At 73.4% G+C, this 13753-nt stretch carries 12 protein-coding genes; all 12 read right to left on the reverse strand.

Annotated features, from left to right (window positions below):
• Positions 1-85 precede the first annotated feature (85 nt).
• Entirely contained in the window at positions 86-1069 is a 984-nt protein-coding gene (locus ACFU5G_RS24355; RefSeq protein WP_377250596.1) for a hypothetical protein, read from the reverse strand.
• 75 nt (positions 1070-1144) lie between these two features.
• Positions 1145-1909, reverse strand: coding sequence for a DUF4230 domain-containing protein (locus ACFU5G_RS24360; RefSeq protein WP_377250598.1), 765 nt, complete (start codon positions 1907-1909; stop codon positions 1145-1147).
• Between the two features lie 206 nt (positions 1910-2115).
• Positions 2116-2748 carry an NUDIX domain-containing protein gene (locus tag ACFU5G_RS24365; RefSeq protein ID WP_020012930.1) on the reverse strand — a complete coding sequence of 211 codons (633 nt, stop codon included), beginning with the start codon at positions 2746-2748 and terminating at the stop codon, positions 2116-2118.
• 37 nt (positions 2749-2785) lie between these two features.
• Positions 2786-4462 carry a CTP synthase gene (locus ACFU5G_RS24370; protein ID WP_377250601.1) on the reverse strand — a complete coding sequence of 559 codons (1677 nt, stop codon included), beginning with the start codon at positions 4460-4462 and terminating at the stop codon, positions 2786-2788.
• A gap of 126 nt (positions 4463-4588) precedes the next feature.
• Entirely contained in the window at positions 4589-6325 is a 1737-nt protein-coding gene (gene murJ, locus ACFU5G_RS24375) for a murein biosynthesis integral membrane protein MurJ (protein ID WP_377250604.1), read from the reverse strand.
• Positions 6322-7227, reverse strand: coding sequence for a hypothetical protein (locus tag ACFU5G_RS24380; protein WP_377250606.1), 906 nt, complete (start codon positions 7225-7227; stop codon positions 6322-6324). The genes murJ and ACFU5G_RS24380 overlap by 4 nt, the downstream gene beginning before the upstream one ends.
• Before the next feature lie 94 nt (positions 7228-7321).
• Positions 7322-8335, reverse strand: coding sequence for a copper transporter (locus tag ACFU5G_RS24385; RefSeq protein WP_377250608.1), 1014 nt, complete (start codon positions 8333-8335; stop codon positions 7322-7324).
• Between the two features lie 89 nt (positions 8336-8424).
• A complete protein-coding gene (gene steA, locus ACFU5G_RS24390) occupies positions 8425-9648 on the reverse strand; it encodes a putative cytokinetic ring protein SteA (RefSeq protein WP_377250610.1) in 1224 nt (407 codons plus the stop codon).
• 5 nt (positions 9649-9653) lie between these two features.
• Positions 9654-11408, reverse strand: a complete 1755-nt coding sequence (gene recN, locus ACFU5G_RS24395) for a DNA repair protein RecN (RefSeq protein WP_377250613.1) — start codon at positions 11406-11408, stop codon at positions 9654-9656.
• A gap of 8 nt (positions 11409-11416) precedes the next feature.
• Positions 11417-12364: an NAD kinase gene (locus tag ACFU5G_RS24400; RefSeq protein WP_121387838.1), complete on the reverse strand. Its 948-nt coding sequence runs from the start codon at positions 12362-12364 to the stop codon at positions 11417-11419.
• Positions 12361-13347, reverse strand: a complete 987-nt coding sequence (locus ACFU5G_RS24405; RefSeq protein ID WP_377250615.1) for a TlyA family RNA methyltransferase — start codon at positions 13345-13347, stop codon at positions 12361-12363. Before ACFU5G_RS24405 ends, ACFU5G_RS24400 begins: the two co-directional genes overlap by 4 nt.
• Before the next feature lie 11 nt (positions 13348-13358).
• On the reverse strand, positions 13359-13535 hold the full coding sequence (locus tag ACFU5G_RS24410; protein ID WP_020012921.1) for a hypothetical protein: 177 nt from the start codon (positions 13533-13535) through the stop codon (positions 13359-13361).
• Positions 13536-13753: the final 218 nt, after the last annotated feature.

Consider the following 13753-nt stretch of genomic DNA (forward strand, 5'->3'; position numbering starts at 1 on the left):
GCCCGCGGCCCCCAGCCCCAGGAACGTGTCAGACCCTCAGGTCACCAGAGGGACCTGAGGGTCTGACACATCAGAACGCGGAAGCTCAGACCTCGGGCGTCCAGAGGTCCTCGCCGTTGGCGGGCGTGCCCACCGCACCGACGCCGACCGGCACGGCGTCCGGCATGTCGCCCAGCGCGCGCTGCGCCACGGCACCCGAGGAGAAGTTCGCGTAGCACTCCGGGCAGTACCAGTCCGGCGTCGGGACCGGGGTGTCGAAGCCGCCGTAGACCACGTCGGGCTCGAGCTTCATGTTGTCGTGGATGCCCTGGCCCCACACGATGCGCTTGGTGGCGCCGCGCTGACCGCACGACGGGCACGCCGGACGCATCTGCGCGCGCTGCGACAGCACCGCGTGCGGGTGCAGCAGCGCGTGGCACGGGCCGCACACCAGGAACGTCTGCTCGATGAGCTCGCCCAGGGGGCGCTCGCCGGTCTGGCCGGTGTGGGCGCCGTCGTCGTGCGGGCGCAGCTGCATGACGTCGACGAACCGCTCGCACGACGCGCAGCGCTCCTCGCGGCGCAGGTCCGTGCCCGAGACCTGCTTGTGGCCCAGCAGGCGCAGCACGTGCAGGTTGGGCGACAGCTCGTCGGTCTCGCAGTTGCCGGCGTCGAGCGTGCCCGTGGCGCCGTGCTTGTACTGGTGGGCGATGCCGTCGAGCACCAGACGCGCGTGCTCCTGCGGCAGCCAGCCGGACGAGCGCGCGTACGCGGCGGCGCCGTTGAAGAGGTCGTCCCAGACGACGGGCTTGTCGGGGCCGAAGACCTCGTCGCTGACCCAGTCCTCGCCCTGGCTGGCGCCCATGAGCTCGACCGCGGCGACGATGCCCGGCTCGGAGCCCACGACGGTGACGACGACGTCACCGCGCTGGGGGCCGTCCGCGCCGCCCGGCAGCCGGTGCTCGTGGCTACGGCTCGCGATGGCGACCGCCTCGCCCAGCCAGTCCTCGGACCAGTTCAGGTAGACGGACGGCACGAGCCAGGCAGGGAGGGACGAAACATTGGGAAGCATGTCGGGTTCGCTGGTCACGCGGGGAGAATAGCGCAGCACGGTGACGCCGTTATGACACGCCCGGTGAGCGACCTTCGCGACTTACCCGGACACTTACCCGAACTCGACCACGACCTGGTCGTACCCCAACGGGGACAACATCGCCTGGAGGGTCGAGGTCGTGTTCGCCCGGGCCCGTTCGTCCAGGTCGGAGCCCACCGCGGCGTCCGAGATCCGGTCCTGCGCCGTCGCGAGCGCCTCCTGCCGGGCGTCGGTGTCGGACTCGAAGAGATCACCCACGCGGTCGACCAGGCCGCGGTCCTCCGTCAGCGCGCGGCTGGCGTCGAGGTCGATGCGCGGCTCGGCGAGCTCCGGCTCGGGCACCGTGACGGTGACGGTCGTGCCGTCGTCGGAGATCTCGATCGCGTCCTCGTCCAGGCCGGTGAAGTCGACGTACGCCTCGACCGAGCCGTTCACGGCGAGCACCAGGCGCTCGCCCGCGAGCCAGCTCGGCACGTACTTCACGTCGTTCTCCAGGTCGACGAGCACCTCGTACTGCGCCTCGGCGGCCACGAACCGCGCCAGGTCCTTCATGCTGACCAGCACCGGCGTCTCCGACCGGTCCACCTCGCCGGTGGAGAACGGGTTCATGCTGGCCAGGAGCGTGCGCCAGATGGCGTCGCGGAAGTCGTCGCGCAGGGTGAAGACCGCCCCCGCGACGAGGCCGGCGGTCAGTGCGGCGCCCAGCAGGAACCCCAGCACGCCCGCCAGCCCGGCGGGCATGCGGCGGCGCGGCCCGTCCGCCGTCGGCCCGCTGCCCGACGGCGCCGGCTCGGTCCTGGAAGCCGCCTGCTCGGTCTCTACCTCGGTGCCCGTCATCGCCGCGCCCCTTCCCGGGGAGATACCCGACATATCTCCCACCCAGGTGTCCAACGCTAGCCCCCACCTCTGACACTCGCCCAGAAGTCCCTCCCCCTCAAGGCGAACGCCAAAACGACTTCGGTCGGTTGCCCCGAGACCGGTCAATCGACCGACCGATCTCGAAGCAACCGACCGAAGTCAGTGTGCGAACCAAGTTTTTACCCTCAGTTCTTGCGGTACTCCCACGGGGAGTCCACCGGGCGCAGCGTCTCCCAGTCGGAGGCCCGGCCGATCGCCGCCGCCAGCACTCCCGCGATCGTCGCCGCGTTGTGCAGCCGGCCCGCGAGCGCGAGCGCCGCGGCCTCCTCCAGCGGCACGGGCACCACGACCATGTCGGCCTCCTCGGCCTCGCGGGTGTGCCGCTCGTCGTCGGGCACGGGCGTGAGGTCACGCGCCAGGTACACCCGGACGGCCTCGTTGCTGCCGCCCGGCGTGGGCAGCAGGTCGAGCAGCACGTCCCAGGAGCCGGCGTTCATGTCCGCCTCCTCGGCCAGCTCGCGGGCCGCGGCCACGTGCGGGTCCTCGCCGTCCAGGTCGAGCAGGCCGGCGGGCGCCTCCCAGAGGAAGGCGCCGACCGGGTGCCGGTACTGGCGCAGCAGCAGCACGTTGCCGTCGTCCGTCAGCGCCACCACGACGACCGCGCCCGGGTGGTCGACGTACTCCCGCCGGACGATGCCGCCGGCCTCGCCGAGGTCGACCTCGTCCGAGACCATGTCGACCACAAAACCCTGGAACGGTACGTCGAGCCGCCGCGCGGGGCGGGGGTCGATGACGTCCGTTACCTCGTCGCTGCTCATGCTGTCCCTCCGCCGCACCTGCCGACGATCCCCAGCTTCATGAGGACTGCTTCTCGAGCGCCGCCGCGATCAGACCCGCGAACAGCGGGTGTGCCCGCGTGGGGCGCGACTTGAACTCGGGGTGTGCCTGCGTGGACACGAAGTACGGGTGCGTCTCGGCAGGCAGCTCGACGAACTCCACGAGCTGCGAGTCGGGGGACGTGCCGGAGATCAGCAGGCCCGCCTCCTCCAGCTCGACGCGGAACGCGTTGTTCACCTCGTACCGGTGGCGGTGGCGCTCGGTCACCTTCTCGCTCCCGTAGGCCTTGGCCACGACGGAGCCGGCGGCGAGCTGCGCCTCGTAGGCGCCCAGGCGCATCGTGCCGCCCATGTCGCCCTCGCCCTCCACGATCGACTTCTGCTCGGCCATGGTCGCCACGACGGGGTGGCTGCTGGTCGGGTGGAACTCGGTGGACGACGCGTCGGCCCAGCCCAGCACGTTGCGCGCGTACTCGATGACCATCGACTGCAGGCCCAGGCAGATGCCGAGGGTCGGCACGAGGTTCTCGCGCGACCAGCGCAGCGCCCCGACCTTGCCGTCGATGCCGCGCACGCCGAAGCCGCCCGGCACCAGCACCGCGTCGACGCCCTCCAGGGAGGCCTGGGCCCCCTCCGGCGTCTGGCAGTCGTCGGCCGCGACCCAGCGGATGGCCACCTTCGCGTCGTTGGCGAAGCCGCCGGCGCGCAGCGCCTCCGTCACGGACAGGTAGGCGTCCGGCAGGTCGATGTACTTACCGACCAGCGCGACCTCGACGTTGTGCTCGGGCTCGTGCACGCGCTCCAGCAGGCGGCTCCAGCCGTCCCAGTCGACGTCGTGGAAGGGCATGCCCAGGCGGCGCACCACGTAGGCGTCCAGGCCCTCGGCGTGGATGACGCGCGGGATGTCGTAGATCGACGGCGCGTCGGCGCAGTTGATGACGGCCTCGTTGTCGACGTCGCACATGAGCGCGATCTTGCGCTTGATGCTCTCGGGCACCACGCGGTCGGAGCGCAGCACGATGGCGTCCGGCTGGATGCCGATCGAGCGCAGCGCGGCCACGGAGTGCTGCGTCGGCTTGGTCTTCAGCTCACCCGACGGACCGATGTACGGCACCAGCGAGACGTGCAGGAAGAACACGTTGTCGCGGCCGAGCTCGTGCCGCACCTGGCGCGCGGACTCGAGGAACGGCTGCGACTCGATGTCGCCGACGGTGCCGCCGATCTCGGTGATGATCACGTCGACGGCGTCGGACGCCTGCTCGCGCATCCGGAACTTGATCTCGTCGGTGATGTGCGGGATGACCTGCACGGTGTCGCCCAGGTACTCGCCGCGGCGTTCCTTGGCGATGACGCGCGAGTACACCTGGCCGGTGGTCACGTTGGACGAGGCGGGCAGCTCGACGTCGAGGAACCGCTCGTAGTGCCCGATGTCCAGGTCGGTCTCGGCGCCGTCCTCGGTGACGAAGACCTCACCGTGCTGGAACGGGTTCATGGTGCCGGGATCCACGTTGAGGTAGGGATCCAGCTTCTGCATCGTGACGCTGAGGCCACGCGAGCGGAGCAGGCGACCGAGCGATGACGCCGTCAGTCCCTTGCCGAGAGAGGACGCCACACCACCGGTGACGAAGATGTGCTTGGTCGGCGTGGAGGCGCCGGACCGCTGACGGGACTGGAGACTGCTTCGGTGTTCGACCACGGAACTCCATCCTAAACGAGGTACGGCGTGCTGGTGGTGTAACGACCGGCACACGCGCTCGCCGAGCGGGGACTTTCGACCCTTTGGGTCGAGTCTGCCCCTGCTGCGGCCTTTGCGCTCGCTAAATCAGGCCTTCCTGGAGAACTTCCTCCCCAACGTCCTGAGCAGGGGCCCGACGGCGGCTCGCAGGTCCCTGTCCAGCAGCACCGCCACCACCGCGGTGACGACGGCGGCCAGCAGCCCGAAGGCCAGCCCGAGGCCCAGATCGGCGGCGAACGCACCGCCGTCGAACTCCACCTCGCCCGGCGTCGCACGGGAGGCCGAGAAGAACGAGCCCTCGGACAGGCCGAGCTGCCAGGGCGCCCAGAGCCCGGCCGCGGCCCCGACGGCGGCCGCCGTCAGGAGCACGAACAGCGCCCGCCAGACGCCGCCCAGCGCGTCCCGGCCCAGGTGCCTGCGCACGGCCAGGAGCAGCCCCAGGCCGGCCACGACCATCCCGGCCGTGCCCACCGCGCCGAGGGCCGCCATGACGTCGGTCCGCAGCGCGAGGTCGACGCAGCCCTTCCCCGCGCAGTCCGGCTCGCGGCCCGCGAACAGGACCGGCACGAGCGCGGCACCGATCGCCGCGACACCCCAGCCGCTCGCGGTCGCGGTGACCGCCGCCCGCCCGTGGTCCACGGCGTACAGCGCGCGCGACAGGTGCAGGATCAGCGCGAACCCGATCAGCCCCGGCGCCATGGCCATGAGCCCGGCGGCCAGACCGGGCGCGTCGCCCAGCACGATGAGGTCGAAGACCCGCTCGACGAACGGGGCCGCCGCGACGAGCGCGGCCATGCCGAGCGCCGTCACGAACAGCAGGCTGCGCGTCGTGCGCGCCACCAGGCCGCGCAGCTCGCCGAGCCGGCCCGCGGAGGCGTGCTCCGCGAAGTGCGGGAACGCGCTCGTCGCGATCGGGAACGCGAGCACCGCGTACGGCAGCAGGTAGACCTGCTGGGCGTACAGGTAGACCGACAGGGTGCCGTCGCCGCCCGCGGCGTTGGCCGCGCGCAGCGTCAGGAACACCGACAGCTGCTGCGCCACCAGCGCACCCACGCCCGCGAACGCCAGGCGCGCGGCCCGGGGCCCCTCGCCGGACGGGAAGCGCAGCGTGGGCCGCAGCCGCAACCCCGTGCGCCACACGGGCACCACGAGCGGCAGCGCGAGGAACAGCACGCCCACGGTGGTGCCCCACGCCAGCCAGACCAGCGCCTGGGACGACAGCGCGGCGACGTCCCGCTGGTCGCCGTCGGCCAGCAGGTAGAAGACCCCGTAGACCACGATCACGACGAGGCTGGAGACCAGCGGTGCGAACGCCGGCCAGAAGAACCGCTTGTGCGCCTGCAGGATGCCGCCCAGCACCACGGCCAGCCCGTACAGCGGCACCTGGACGGCGAACACGCGCAGGAACGCCGTGGCGACGTCGACCTGCACCGGGTCGTCCAGGCCGGTGAGGCTGATCACCGGGCGCGCCAGGAGGGCCGTGAGGCCCGCCAGCGGCACCAGGATCAGCAGCGTCCAGCCGAGCAGCGCCGACGCGATCCGCGAGGCCTGCTCCTTGGACGCCGCGGTCCCGTCCGCGGTAAACGCGGCCCGGGCCAGGGGCCCGGCCAGCAGCGGTACGACGGCGCCCGCGAGCGCACCGCCCGCCGCCACCTCGAACAGCAGGTTGGGCAGCTGGTTGGCGGAGTTGAAGACCGTCCCGACGCCGTCCGACCCCAGCCACGCGCCCTGCGCGAGCCAGCGGCCGAAGCCGACCAGGCGGCTGGCGAGGGTGACGACGGTGACGAGCAGCGCCGCGCTCGCCAGGGACCGGGTGCGGCTCACGCGCCCGGGGTGGCCACGGGCTTGGTCTGCGCGAGCTCGGCCACCGAATCCTCGACCGCCGGAGCCGGGCGGCGTCCGAGCAGGTCGATCTTGTTCAGCCACTCGTTCCCGGCGATCACCTTGGAGAAGCTCACCTTCTCCGAGGCCGCCATCAGGCCGACGACGCCGACGAGCGTCGCCCAGCGCACCGCCCGGGGCGCGTTGAACGCGACCTGGCTGCCGACCAGGGCGCCGAGGGCGTTGGCGCCGCCGTCGCCCAGCATGTCCTTCTCCCCCAGGTCCCCGGGCGCGGCCGCGGCGGCGGCCCCCAGGGCGGCGCCCGCGGCGCCGGTGCCGGCGAGCGCGAACGGCAGGCTGGCGGCTACGCCGACCTTGAGCGCCCGGCCCGGCCGCAGGTCGAAGAGGTTGACCAGGTTCGCGGTGCCGCCGATGAGCGCGCCGTTCAGGCCGATGTCGACGACGTGGCCGAACGCGCTGCGCGCCGTGCGGGGCGTGCCGACGGCAGAGGCCAGCAGCGCGGAGCCGGAGATGCCGAGCACCTTGAGGCCGCCCGTGGTCAGCCGGCCCTCCTTGAGCGCGCCGAGGTGGCCGCGCAGGCCCTTGGTGCGGGTCTCGGTGTCCTCGGCGATGTCGTCGTAGAGGCCGAACCCGCCCGCGGCGGCCGTGGCGAACGCCGTCGCGCCCGGGGCGGTGCCGCCGGAGACGGCCGCGCCGGCCACGAGACCCGCGGTCACCGCGGGGCCCTCCAGCAGGCTGATCGGCTCACCGCGGTGGTTGGTCCGCGTCCACGTCTTGTCCCCGCCGAGGCCGCCCTCGGCGACCCGCTCGTCGAGCTTGCGGCGCGCGAACGCGGTCGCGACACCGGCCACGACCCCCGCGACGATGAACCTGCCTGCACCCATGACTACCCCTCAAGTCCGTTTCGGTCGGTCGTCGACCCTGCGCTTCGAGTCTGCGCCCTGAGCCGGCCCGCGGCTCGGGCTCTACGTATGTCGCTCAGCCCGCGGTTCCGTCGGTGGCGCCGTCGGTGACCCCGTCGGTCGTCCCGCCGCCGGTTCCGTCGGTGGCCGGCGGCAGCACGAGCGTCGCGTCGTCCTCGAACCCGTACTGCCCCACGACGCCGTCCAGGCGCGCCGCGACGGCGAGCGGCACGTTGATGCGGCCCACGAGCCGGTCGATGCCGCTGACGGTGCTGACCTCGGCGGCGAGCTCCTCGTTGTCCCGCACGGCCTGCACGGCGTCGCCCGGGTCGTCCGTCGGCCCGGCGAGCACGGCCGCGCCGGAGACCTCCTGGGCGGCCTGCGTGACGGCGGTCCAGACGTCCGGCGTCGGCTCCGCCTCCTCGGTGGCGCCGTCGGCCGTCTCCTGCGGCTGGCCCGCGGGGCCCACGAGCAGCACCAGCGCCTGCGCGGCCTCGGTCTGCTCCTCGCCCGGCTCCACGAAGCCGAAGCGCTCGAGCTGGTTCTCCAGGTCGGTGGCCTGCGAGCTGCGGTCGCTGCCGCCGTCGTCGCCCGTGAGCGCGACGGCCAGCGCGGCGCCGAGCACGGAGCTCGGGTCGTCGTTCTCCGGGACGGCGTCGCCGAGGCCGGCTTTGAGCCCCTCGGCGACGGTCTCGCGCGTCGACTCCTCCTCGGGGTCGGTCCAGGCGTCGGTCAGCTCGGTCTTGGCCACCACCGTGGCGCCGGCCGTGTCGAGCTGGTTCAGGACGCCGTCGTGCACCTCCTGGGAGACCTCACCGAGCTGCACCACCGCGACGCGCTCGTTCTCCAGCGAGCCGGTCACCAGCTGGGTGCCGACCGCCTCGATGTAGCGCTCGTCGCCGTCCAGGGCGTTCTGGGTGGCGTCCAGCTCGGTGCGCAGGTCGCTGCGCTCGGCGCGCAGCGCGTCCACCTGTTCCGTCAGGGTCTCCCCGATCGCGCCCTGGAGGGGGCCGGCGCCGAGGATGATCCCGACGGCGAGGGCGAGGAAGACGGAGATGAGCGAGACGAGGTGGTATCGGAAGTCGATCACGGTAGGGAGGAGTCCTTAAGCATGTTCCGGGCGTGTCAGCCCGGCGTCAGGTCGGGGCGGCGTGGCTTCCGGGAGAGCATCCCGGCAGGTCAGCCGCCGAACAGGGTACCGATCCAGGACACCACGTCGTCGAACCGTGCCCCGATCAGGCCGAAGAATGTCTGCCCGGCCGAGGTCGAGGCCAGGGCCGCGAGCACCGCCGCGACACCCGCGCCCGACAGCAGCGTGAGCTGGGTGTTCGAGATCCGCGTGCGGTACAGCCGGGACACGCCCTTGGCGTCCACGAGCTTGCCGCCCACGCGGAGCCGGGTGAGGAAGGTCGAGGCCATGCCCGAGCGCCCCTTGTCCAGGAACTCCACGAGTGTGGCGTGCGTGCCGACGGCGACGATGAGCTCGGCGCCCTTGTCGTCGGCCAGCAGCATCGTGATGTCCTCGCTGGTCCCGGTGGCGGGGAAGACGACGGGCTCCACACCGAGCGCCTTGACGCGCTCCAGCCCGGGGGCCTTGCCGTCGCGGTAGGCGTGCACCACGATCTCCGCGCCGCAGGCCAGGGCCCGGTCGGAGACGGAGTCCATGTCGCCCACGATCATGTCGGGCTGCCAGCCCGCGTCGATGATCGCGTCCGCGCCGCCGTCCACGCCGATCAGGACCGGCCGGTTCTCGCGGATGTAGGACCGCAGCTGCGCCAGGTCCTCCCGGTAGTGGTACCCGCGCACCACGATCAGCACGTGCCGGCCGTCGATGTCGGTCCGGATGTCGGGCACGCCGACGCCGTCGAGCAGGAGGTCCCGCTCGCGGCGCAGGTACGTCATCGTGTTCTCGGCGAACCGCTCGATCTCGGCCGACAGGCCCTCGCGGGCGGCGGCCATGTTCGCGGCCACCGTGCGCGGCGTCTGGTGCGTGCCCGTGGCGACGACCTCGCCGCCGACGACGATCTCACCGCCCACGATCTCGACCTCGGCGTGCTCGTCGATGGCCATGACCGACGGGCCGAGGTCGTCCACGAGGACGATCCCGGCCTCGACCAGGATGTCCGGCCCCGTGTTCGGGTACCGCCCGGACGTGGAGGGCGCGGCGTTCAGGACGGCCACGGGGGCCGCGGAGACCAGCGCGTCCGCGGCTACGCGGTCGATGTCGACGTGGTCGATCACGGCGACGTCGCCGTGGTTCAGCCGGGACGTGAGCTCCTTGGTGCGAGCTCCGATCCGGGCGGGGCCGTGCGCCACGGCCTGCGGCAGCACCGGAACGAGGTCCGGTGCACTCTTCGCGGCGCTCTTCTCGGCGCGCTTCTCGGGTCGGGAGATCAGCTTCATCCGCTCTATCGTCCCACGACCGAGGACTCCAGGAGCTCCAGCGCGTGGGTACGCGCCGTCTCCGAGTCGTCCTGGCCGGACAGCATGCGGGCCAGCTCACGGACGCGTGCGTCCGCGGTGACCTCGCGCACACCCGTGACCGTGATCATCCCGTCGTCGCCGTCGCTCGCGCCGGCCTCGCCGTCCGAGCTCTTGGTGACCACGAGGTGGGCGTCCGCGAACGCGGCGACCTGGGCCAGGTGGGTCACGACGACCACCTGGGTGCTCCGCCCGAGCTGGGCCAGCCGGCGGCCCACCTCGACCGCGGCCCGGCCGCCGACGCCGGCGTCGACCTCGTCGAAGACGAAGGTGCTGCGCGGGGTCTCGGCCGTCCGCGCCGCGGCGGCGCCGCCCGACGTCGCCAGGGCGACCTCGAGCGCGAGCATCACGCGGGAGAGCTCACCGCCGGAGGCGCCCTTGCCGAGCGGCCGCTCCGGGGCGCCCGGGTGCGGCACGAGCAGGAAGGTGACCTGGTCCCCGCCGAACGGGCCGGGCTGGTCGAGCCGCTCCACCGTCACCACGAGGTGCGCGCCGCCCATCGCGAGGCCGTGCAGCTCGTTCGTCACGGCCTCCGCCAGCTCGGACGCGCCGCGGGTGCGCTCGGCGGTGAGGATCTCGGCCAGCCGGGCCAGCTCGCCGTCCAGCTCCGCCACCCGCTCCCGCATCGAGGTGAGGCGGTCGCCGCCGTCGTCCAGGTCGAGCAGGCGCAGGCCCGCGTCGCTGGCCCACTGCAGCACCTCGTCGATGGTCTCGCCGTAGGAGCGGGTCAGGGCGTTCAGCTCCGCCATGCGGTTGTGCGCCGTCTCGAGCCCGGCCGGGTCGGCCTGGAGGTCGTCGACGTAGGCGGCGACGTCGGTCGCCACGTCCGAGAGGAGATAGCCCACCTCGGCGAACCGGGTGGCCAGGACGCCGAGCGCGGCGTCGGAGTGCGCCGCGGCGTCGAGCGCCCGACGCGCACGCTCGACCAGCGCGATCGCGTTCTCGCGCGCGCCGTCGGCGTCCTCGCCCGCGACGGCCTCGTGCGCCTCGGTCGCGGCCGTGCGCAGGCCCTCCGCGTTGGACAGGCGCTCGATCAGGGCCTGCAGCTCGACGTCCTCGCCGCTGACCGGGTCGACGCGCTCGATCTCCTCCAGGCCGATGCGCAACAGCTCCACCTCGCGGGCCCGCTCGGCGCCGCGCGCCTCCAGGTCCGCGATCTCGGTGAGCAGGCCGCCCCGCTCGCTCCACGCGGTGCGGTAGGCGGCGAGCACGCGCTGGTGCGCGGGGCCCACGAACGTGTCGAGCGCGTCGCGCTGCTTGGCCGCCGTGCGCAGCCGGAGCTGGTCTGCCTGGCCGTGCACGGTGAACAGGTCCTCGGCGATCTCCGCGAGCACGCCCTGCGGCACGGCGCGGCCGCCCAGGTGGGCGCGCGAGCGGCCGTCGGCGATGGTGCGCAGGATCACGACGGTGCCGTCGTCCTCCACCTCGCCGCCCGCCTCGTCGACCCGGCCCAGCACGGCGTCACGCCCGGAGACGCGCACCCGCCCCTCGACCGCGGCCGACGTCGCACCCGGGCGCACCGACTGGGGGTCGGCCTTGGCGCCCATGAGCAGGTTCAGCCCCGTGAGCACCATCGTCTTGCCCGCGCCCGTCTCGCCCGTGATGACGGTCAGGCCGTCCGACAGGGGTACCCGGGCCGAGCGGATGACGCCCAGGTTCTCGATAGCGATCTCCTCGAGCACCTGACTCCTTAGGTCTCTGGTGTGGTGTCGGCTGGGTCAGAAGGTACATCTTGCGCCTCGACGTGCCCCGACCCGACACGGTCGCGCCAGCCCGACACGGGCAGGTTGAACTTCGACACGAGGCGGTCCGCGAACGGCGCGTTCGACAGCCGTGCGAGGCGCACCGTACCCCCCTGACGCACCACGACGCGAGATCCGCGGGGCAGCCGGATCTCCCGGCGCCCGTCACAGGTCAGCACGCCCTCGACCGTCGACTGCGGCAGCACGTCGACCGTGTAGCGCGACTTCGGGCCGATGACCAGCGGCCGCGCGAACAGCGCGTGCGCGGACAGCGGCACCATGAGCACGGCGTCGACGTCGGGCCAGATGACGGGGCCGCCGCCCGAGAAGGCGTGCGCCGTGGAGCCCGTGGCGGTGGACATCACCACGCCGTCGCAGCCGAACGACAGCAGCGGGCGGCCGTCCACCCCGATCGCGACCTCCAGCATGCGGTCGCGCGACGCCTTCTCGACGGTCGCCTCGTTCAGCGCCCACCCGACCACGGGCTCCGCCGTGCCGGGCAGGTGCACCGTGACGTCGACCGTGGCGCGCTCCTCGACGTCGTAGTCGTGGGCCACGAGCCGCTGGACGGCGGCACGCAGGTCCTCCCGCTCGGACTCCGCGAGGAAGCCCACGTGCCCCAGGTTGACGCCCAGCAGCGGCACGTCGGTGCCCCGCGTCAGCTCGGCGGCGCGCAGGATCGTGCCGTCGCCCCCGAGCACCATCACGGCCTCGGCGTTGTGCACGCCCTCGGCGACACGCTTGGCCGCCATGTGGTCGCCGAACTCCTCGGCGAGCGCGTCGTCGTGCAACGTGTACTCGAAACCTGCGGCCTTCAGCTCGCGCAGGGCCTCCGCCAGTGCCGCGACCGCCTGGGGGCGGCCGCCATGGGTCACGATGAGCACTCGCCGGGTCACGGGCTGGGCTCCTTCTGCTCGTCGGTGTGCTGCTGCGTCCTCTGGGCCGCCGGGATCGCCTCGGCCTCGGTCCCGGGCTCCTCCCAGCCGTGCACGACGACGGCCGGCGGCTCGGGCGGGCGGCCTGGCCGCCCGGCGGGCTCACCCGGCGCGGGGTCCCAGGCCACCGCCGTCTCGGCGGCGGCCACCAGGGCCAGGTCGTGCTCGTCCGCCCAGGCCCCGGGGTCGACGGCGAGCCAGACGAAGAACTCCCGGTTGCCGCTCGGGCCCGGCAGCGGGCTCGGCACGACGGCGCGGGCCCGCAGGCCCAGGCCGTCGGCGGCGCGCAGCACGGTGGTCACGGCCTCGACGTGCAGCGCCGGGTCGCGGACCACGCCGCCGCTGCCCAGCCGCTCGCGGCCGACCTCGAACTGCGGCTTGACCATCAGCAGCGCCTGCGCGCCCGGGCGCAGCACGCCCGCGACGGCGGGCAGCACCACGGTCAGGGAGATGAAGGAGAGGTCGGCGACGACGAGGTCGGGACTCCGGGCGAGGTCGCCCGGCGTCAGGTCGCGCACGTTGAAGCCCTCGACCACGGTCACCCGGTCGTCGCCGCGCAGCGCGGGCACGATCTGGTCGTGGCCGACGTCGATCGCGACCACGTGGGCGGCCCCGCGGCGCAGCAGCACGTCGGTGAACCCGCCGGTCGAGGCGCCCAGGTCGGCGCAGAACGCGCCCTCGACCACGGGCGCGCCCGGGACCCGGGCCAGTGCGTCGAGGGCGCCGGCCAGCTTCCAGGCGGCGCGCGACGCGAAGTCGTGCTCGGGGTCGGGCCCGGGCGCGACGGTCACGTCGGCGCCGTCGGACACCGACGCGGACGGCTTGACCACCACCTTGCCGGCCACCGAGATCCGGCCGGCCGCCACGAGCTCCGCGGCGTGCCGACGCGACCGGGCCAGCCCACGCCGGACCAGCTCCGCGTCCACGCGCGTGCTCGCTGTCATCGTCGCCACCGTCAGGCGTCACCGCTCAGGTGCGCCCGCAGGGCGTCGTGGACCGCCTCGAACCGGGCGACGTGCTCGGCCGGGGGCAGCTCGTCGAGGCCGTCGAGCGTGTCGAGCGCACGCCGGACGCCCGCCTCGGGATCGGCCTGGCCGGTCGCGGGTTCCTCGGTCTCGTAGAACTCGTCCATCGTGCGTCAACGCTCCACTGTGCTCGTCCGTACTGCGCTCGTCCGTGCTCTCGGCCGCCCGTCGCCCGCCACGGCGGGCCGGTCGGCGTGCTGCATGACACGGTACCCGCCGCCCCCGACAGAACCCGGGAGAATTCTGTGGGGATCGCCGAAGTGCGCTTCTACCCAGTCCGGACACCCTCACCCTCTGCGAGGTGCGCCGCCGCCGGGCGCTCTGG

The sequence above is a fragment of the Promicromonospora sp. NPDC057488 genome, from assembly GCF_042802395.1.
Classification (GTDB): domain Bacteria; phylum Actinomycetota; class Actinomycetes; order Actinomycetales; family Cellulomonadaceae; genus Promicromonospora.

What these genes read in the sequence shown, in the direction of transcription:
- ACFU5G_RS24360 (WP_377250598.1), bottom strand. Translation starts at nt 1,909, where the DNA reads ATGACGGGCACCGAGGTAGAGACCGAGCAGGCGGCTTCCAGGACCGAG.
- ACFU5G_RS24365 (WP_020012930.1), bottom strand. Translation starts at nt 2,748, where the DNA reads ATGAGCAGCGACGAGGTAACGGACGTCATCGACCCCCGCCCCGCGCGG.
- ACFU5G_RS24380 (WP_377250606.1), bottom strand. Translation starts at nt 7,227, where the DNA reads ATGGGTGCAGGCAGGTTCATCGTCGCGGGGGTCGTGGCCGGTGTCGCG.
- steA (WP_377250610.1), bottom strand. Translation starts at nt 9,648, where the DNA reads ATGAAGCTGATCTCCCGACCCGAGAAGCGCGCCGAGAAGAGCGCCGCG.
- ACFU5G_RS24405 (WP_377250615.1), bottom strand. Translation starts at nt 13,347, where the DNA reads ATGACAGCGAGCACGCGCGTGGACGCGGAGCTGGTCCGGCGTGGGCTG.
- ACFU5G_RS24410 (WP_020012921.1), bottom strand. Translation starts at nt 13,535, where the DNA reads ATGGACGAGTTCTACGAGACCGAGGAACCCGCGACCGGCCAGGCCGAT.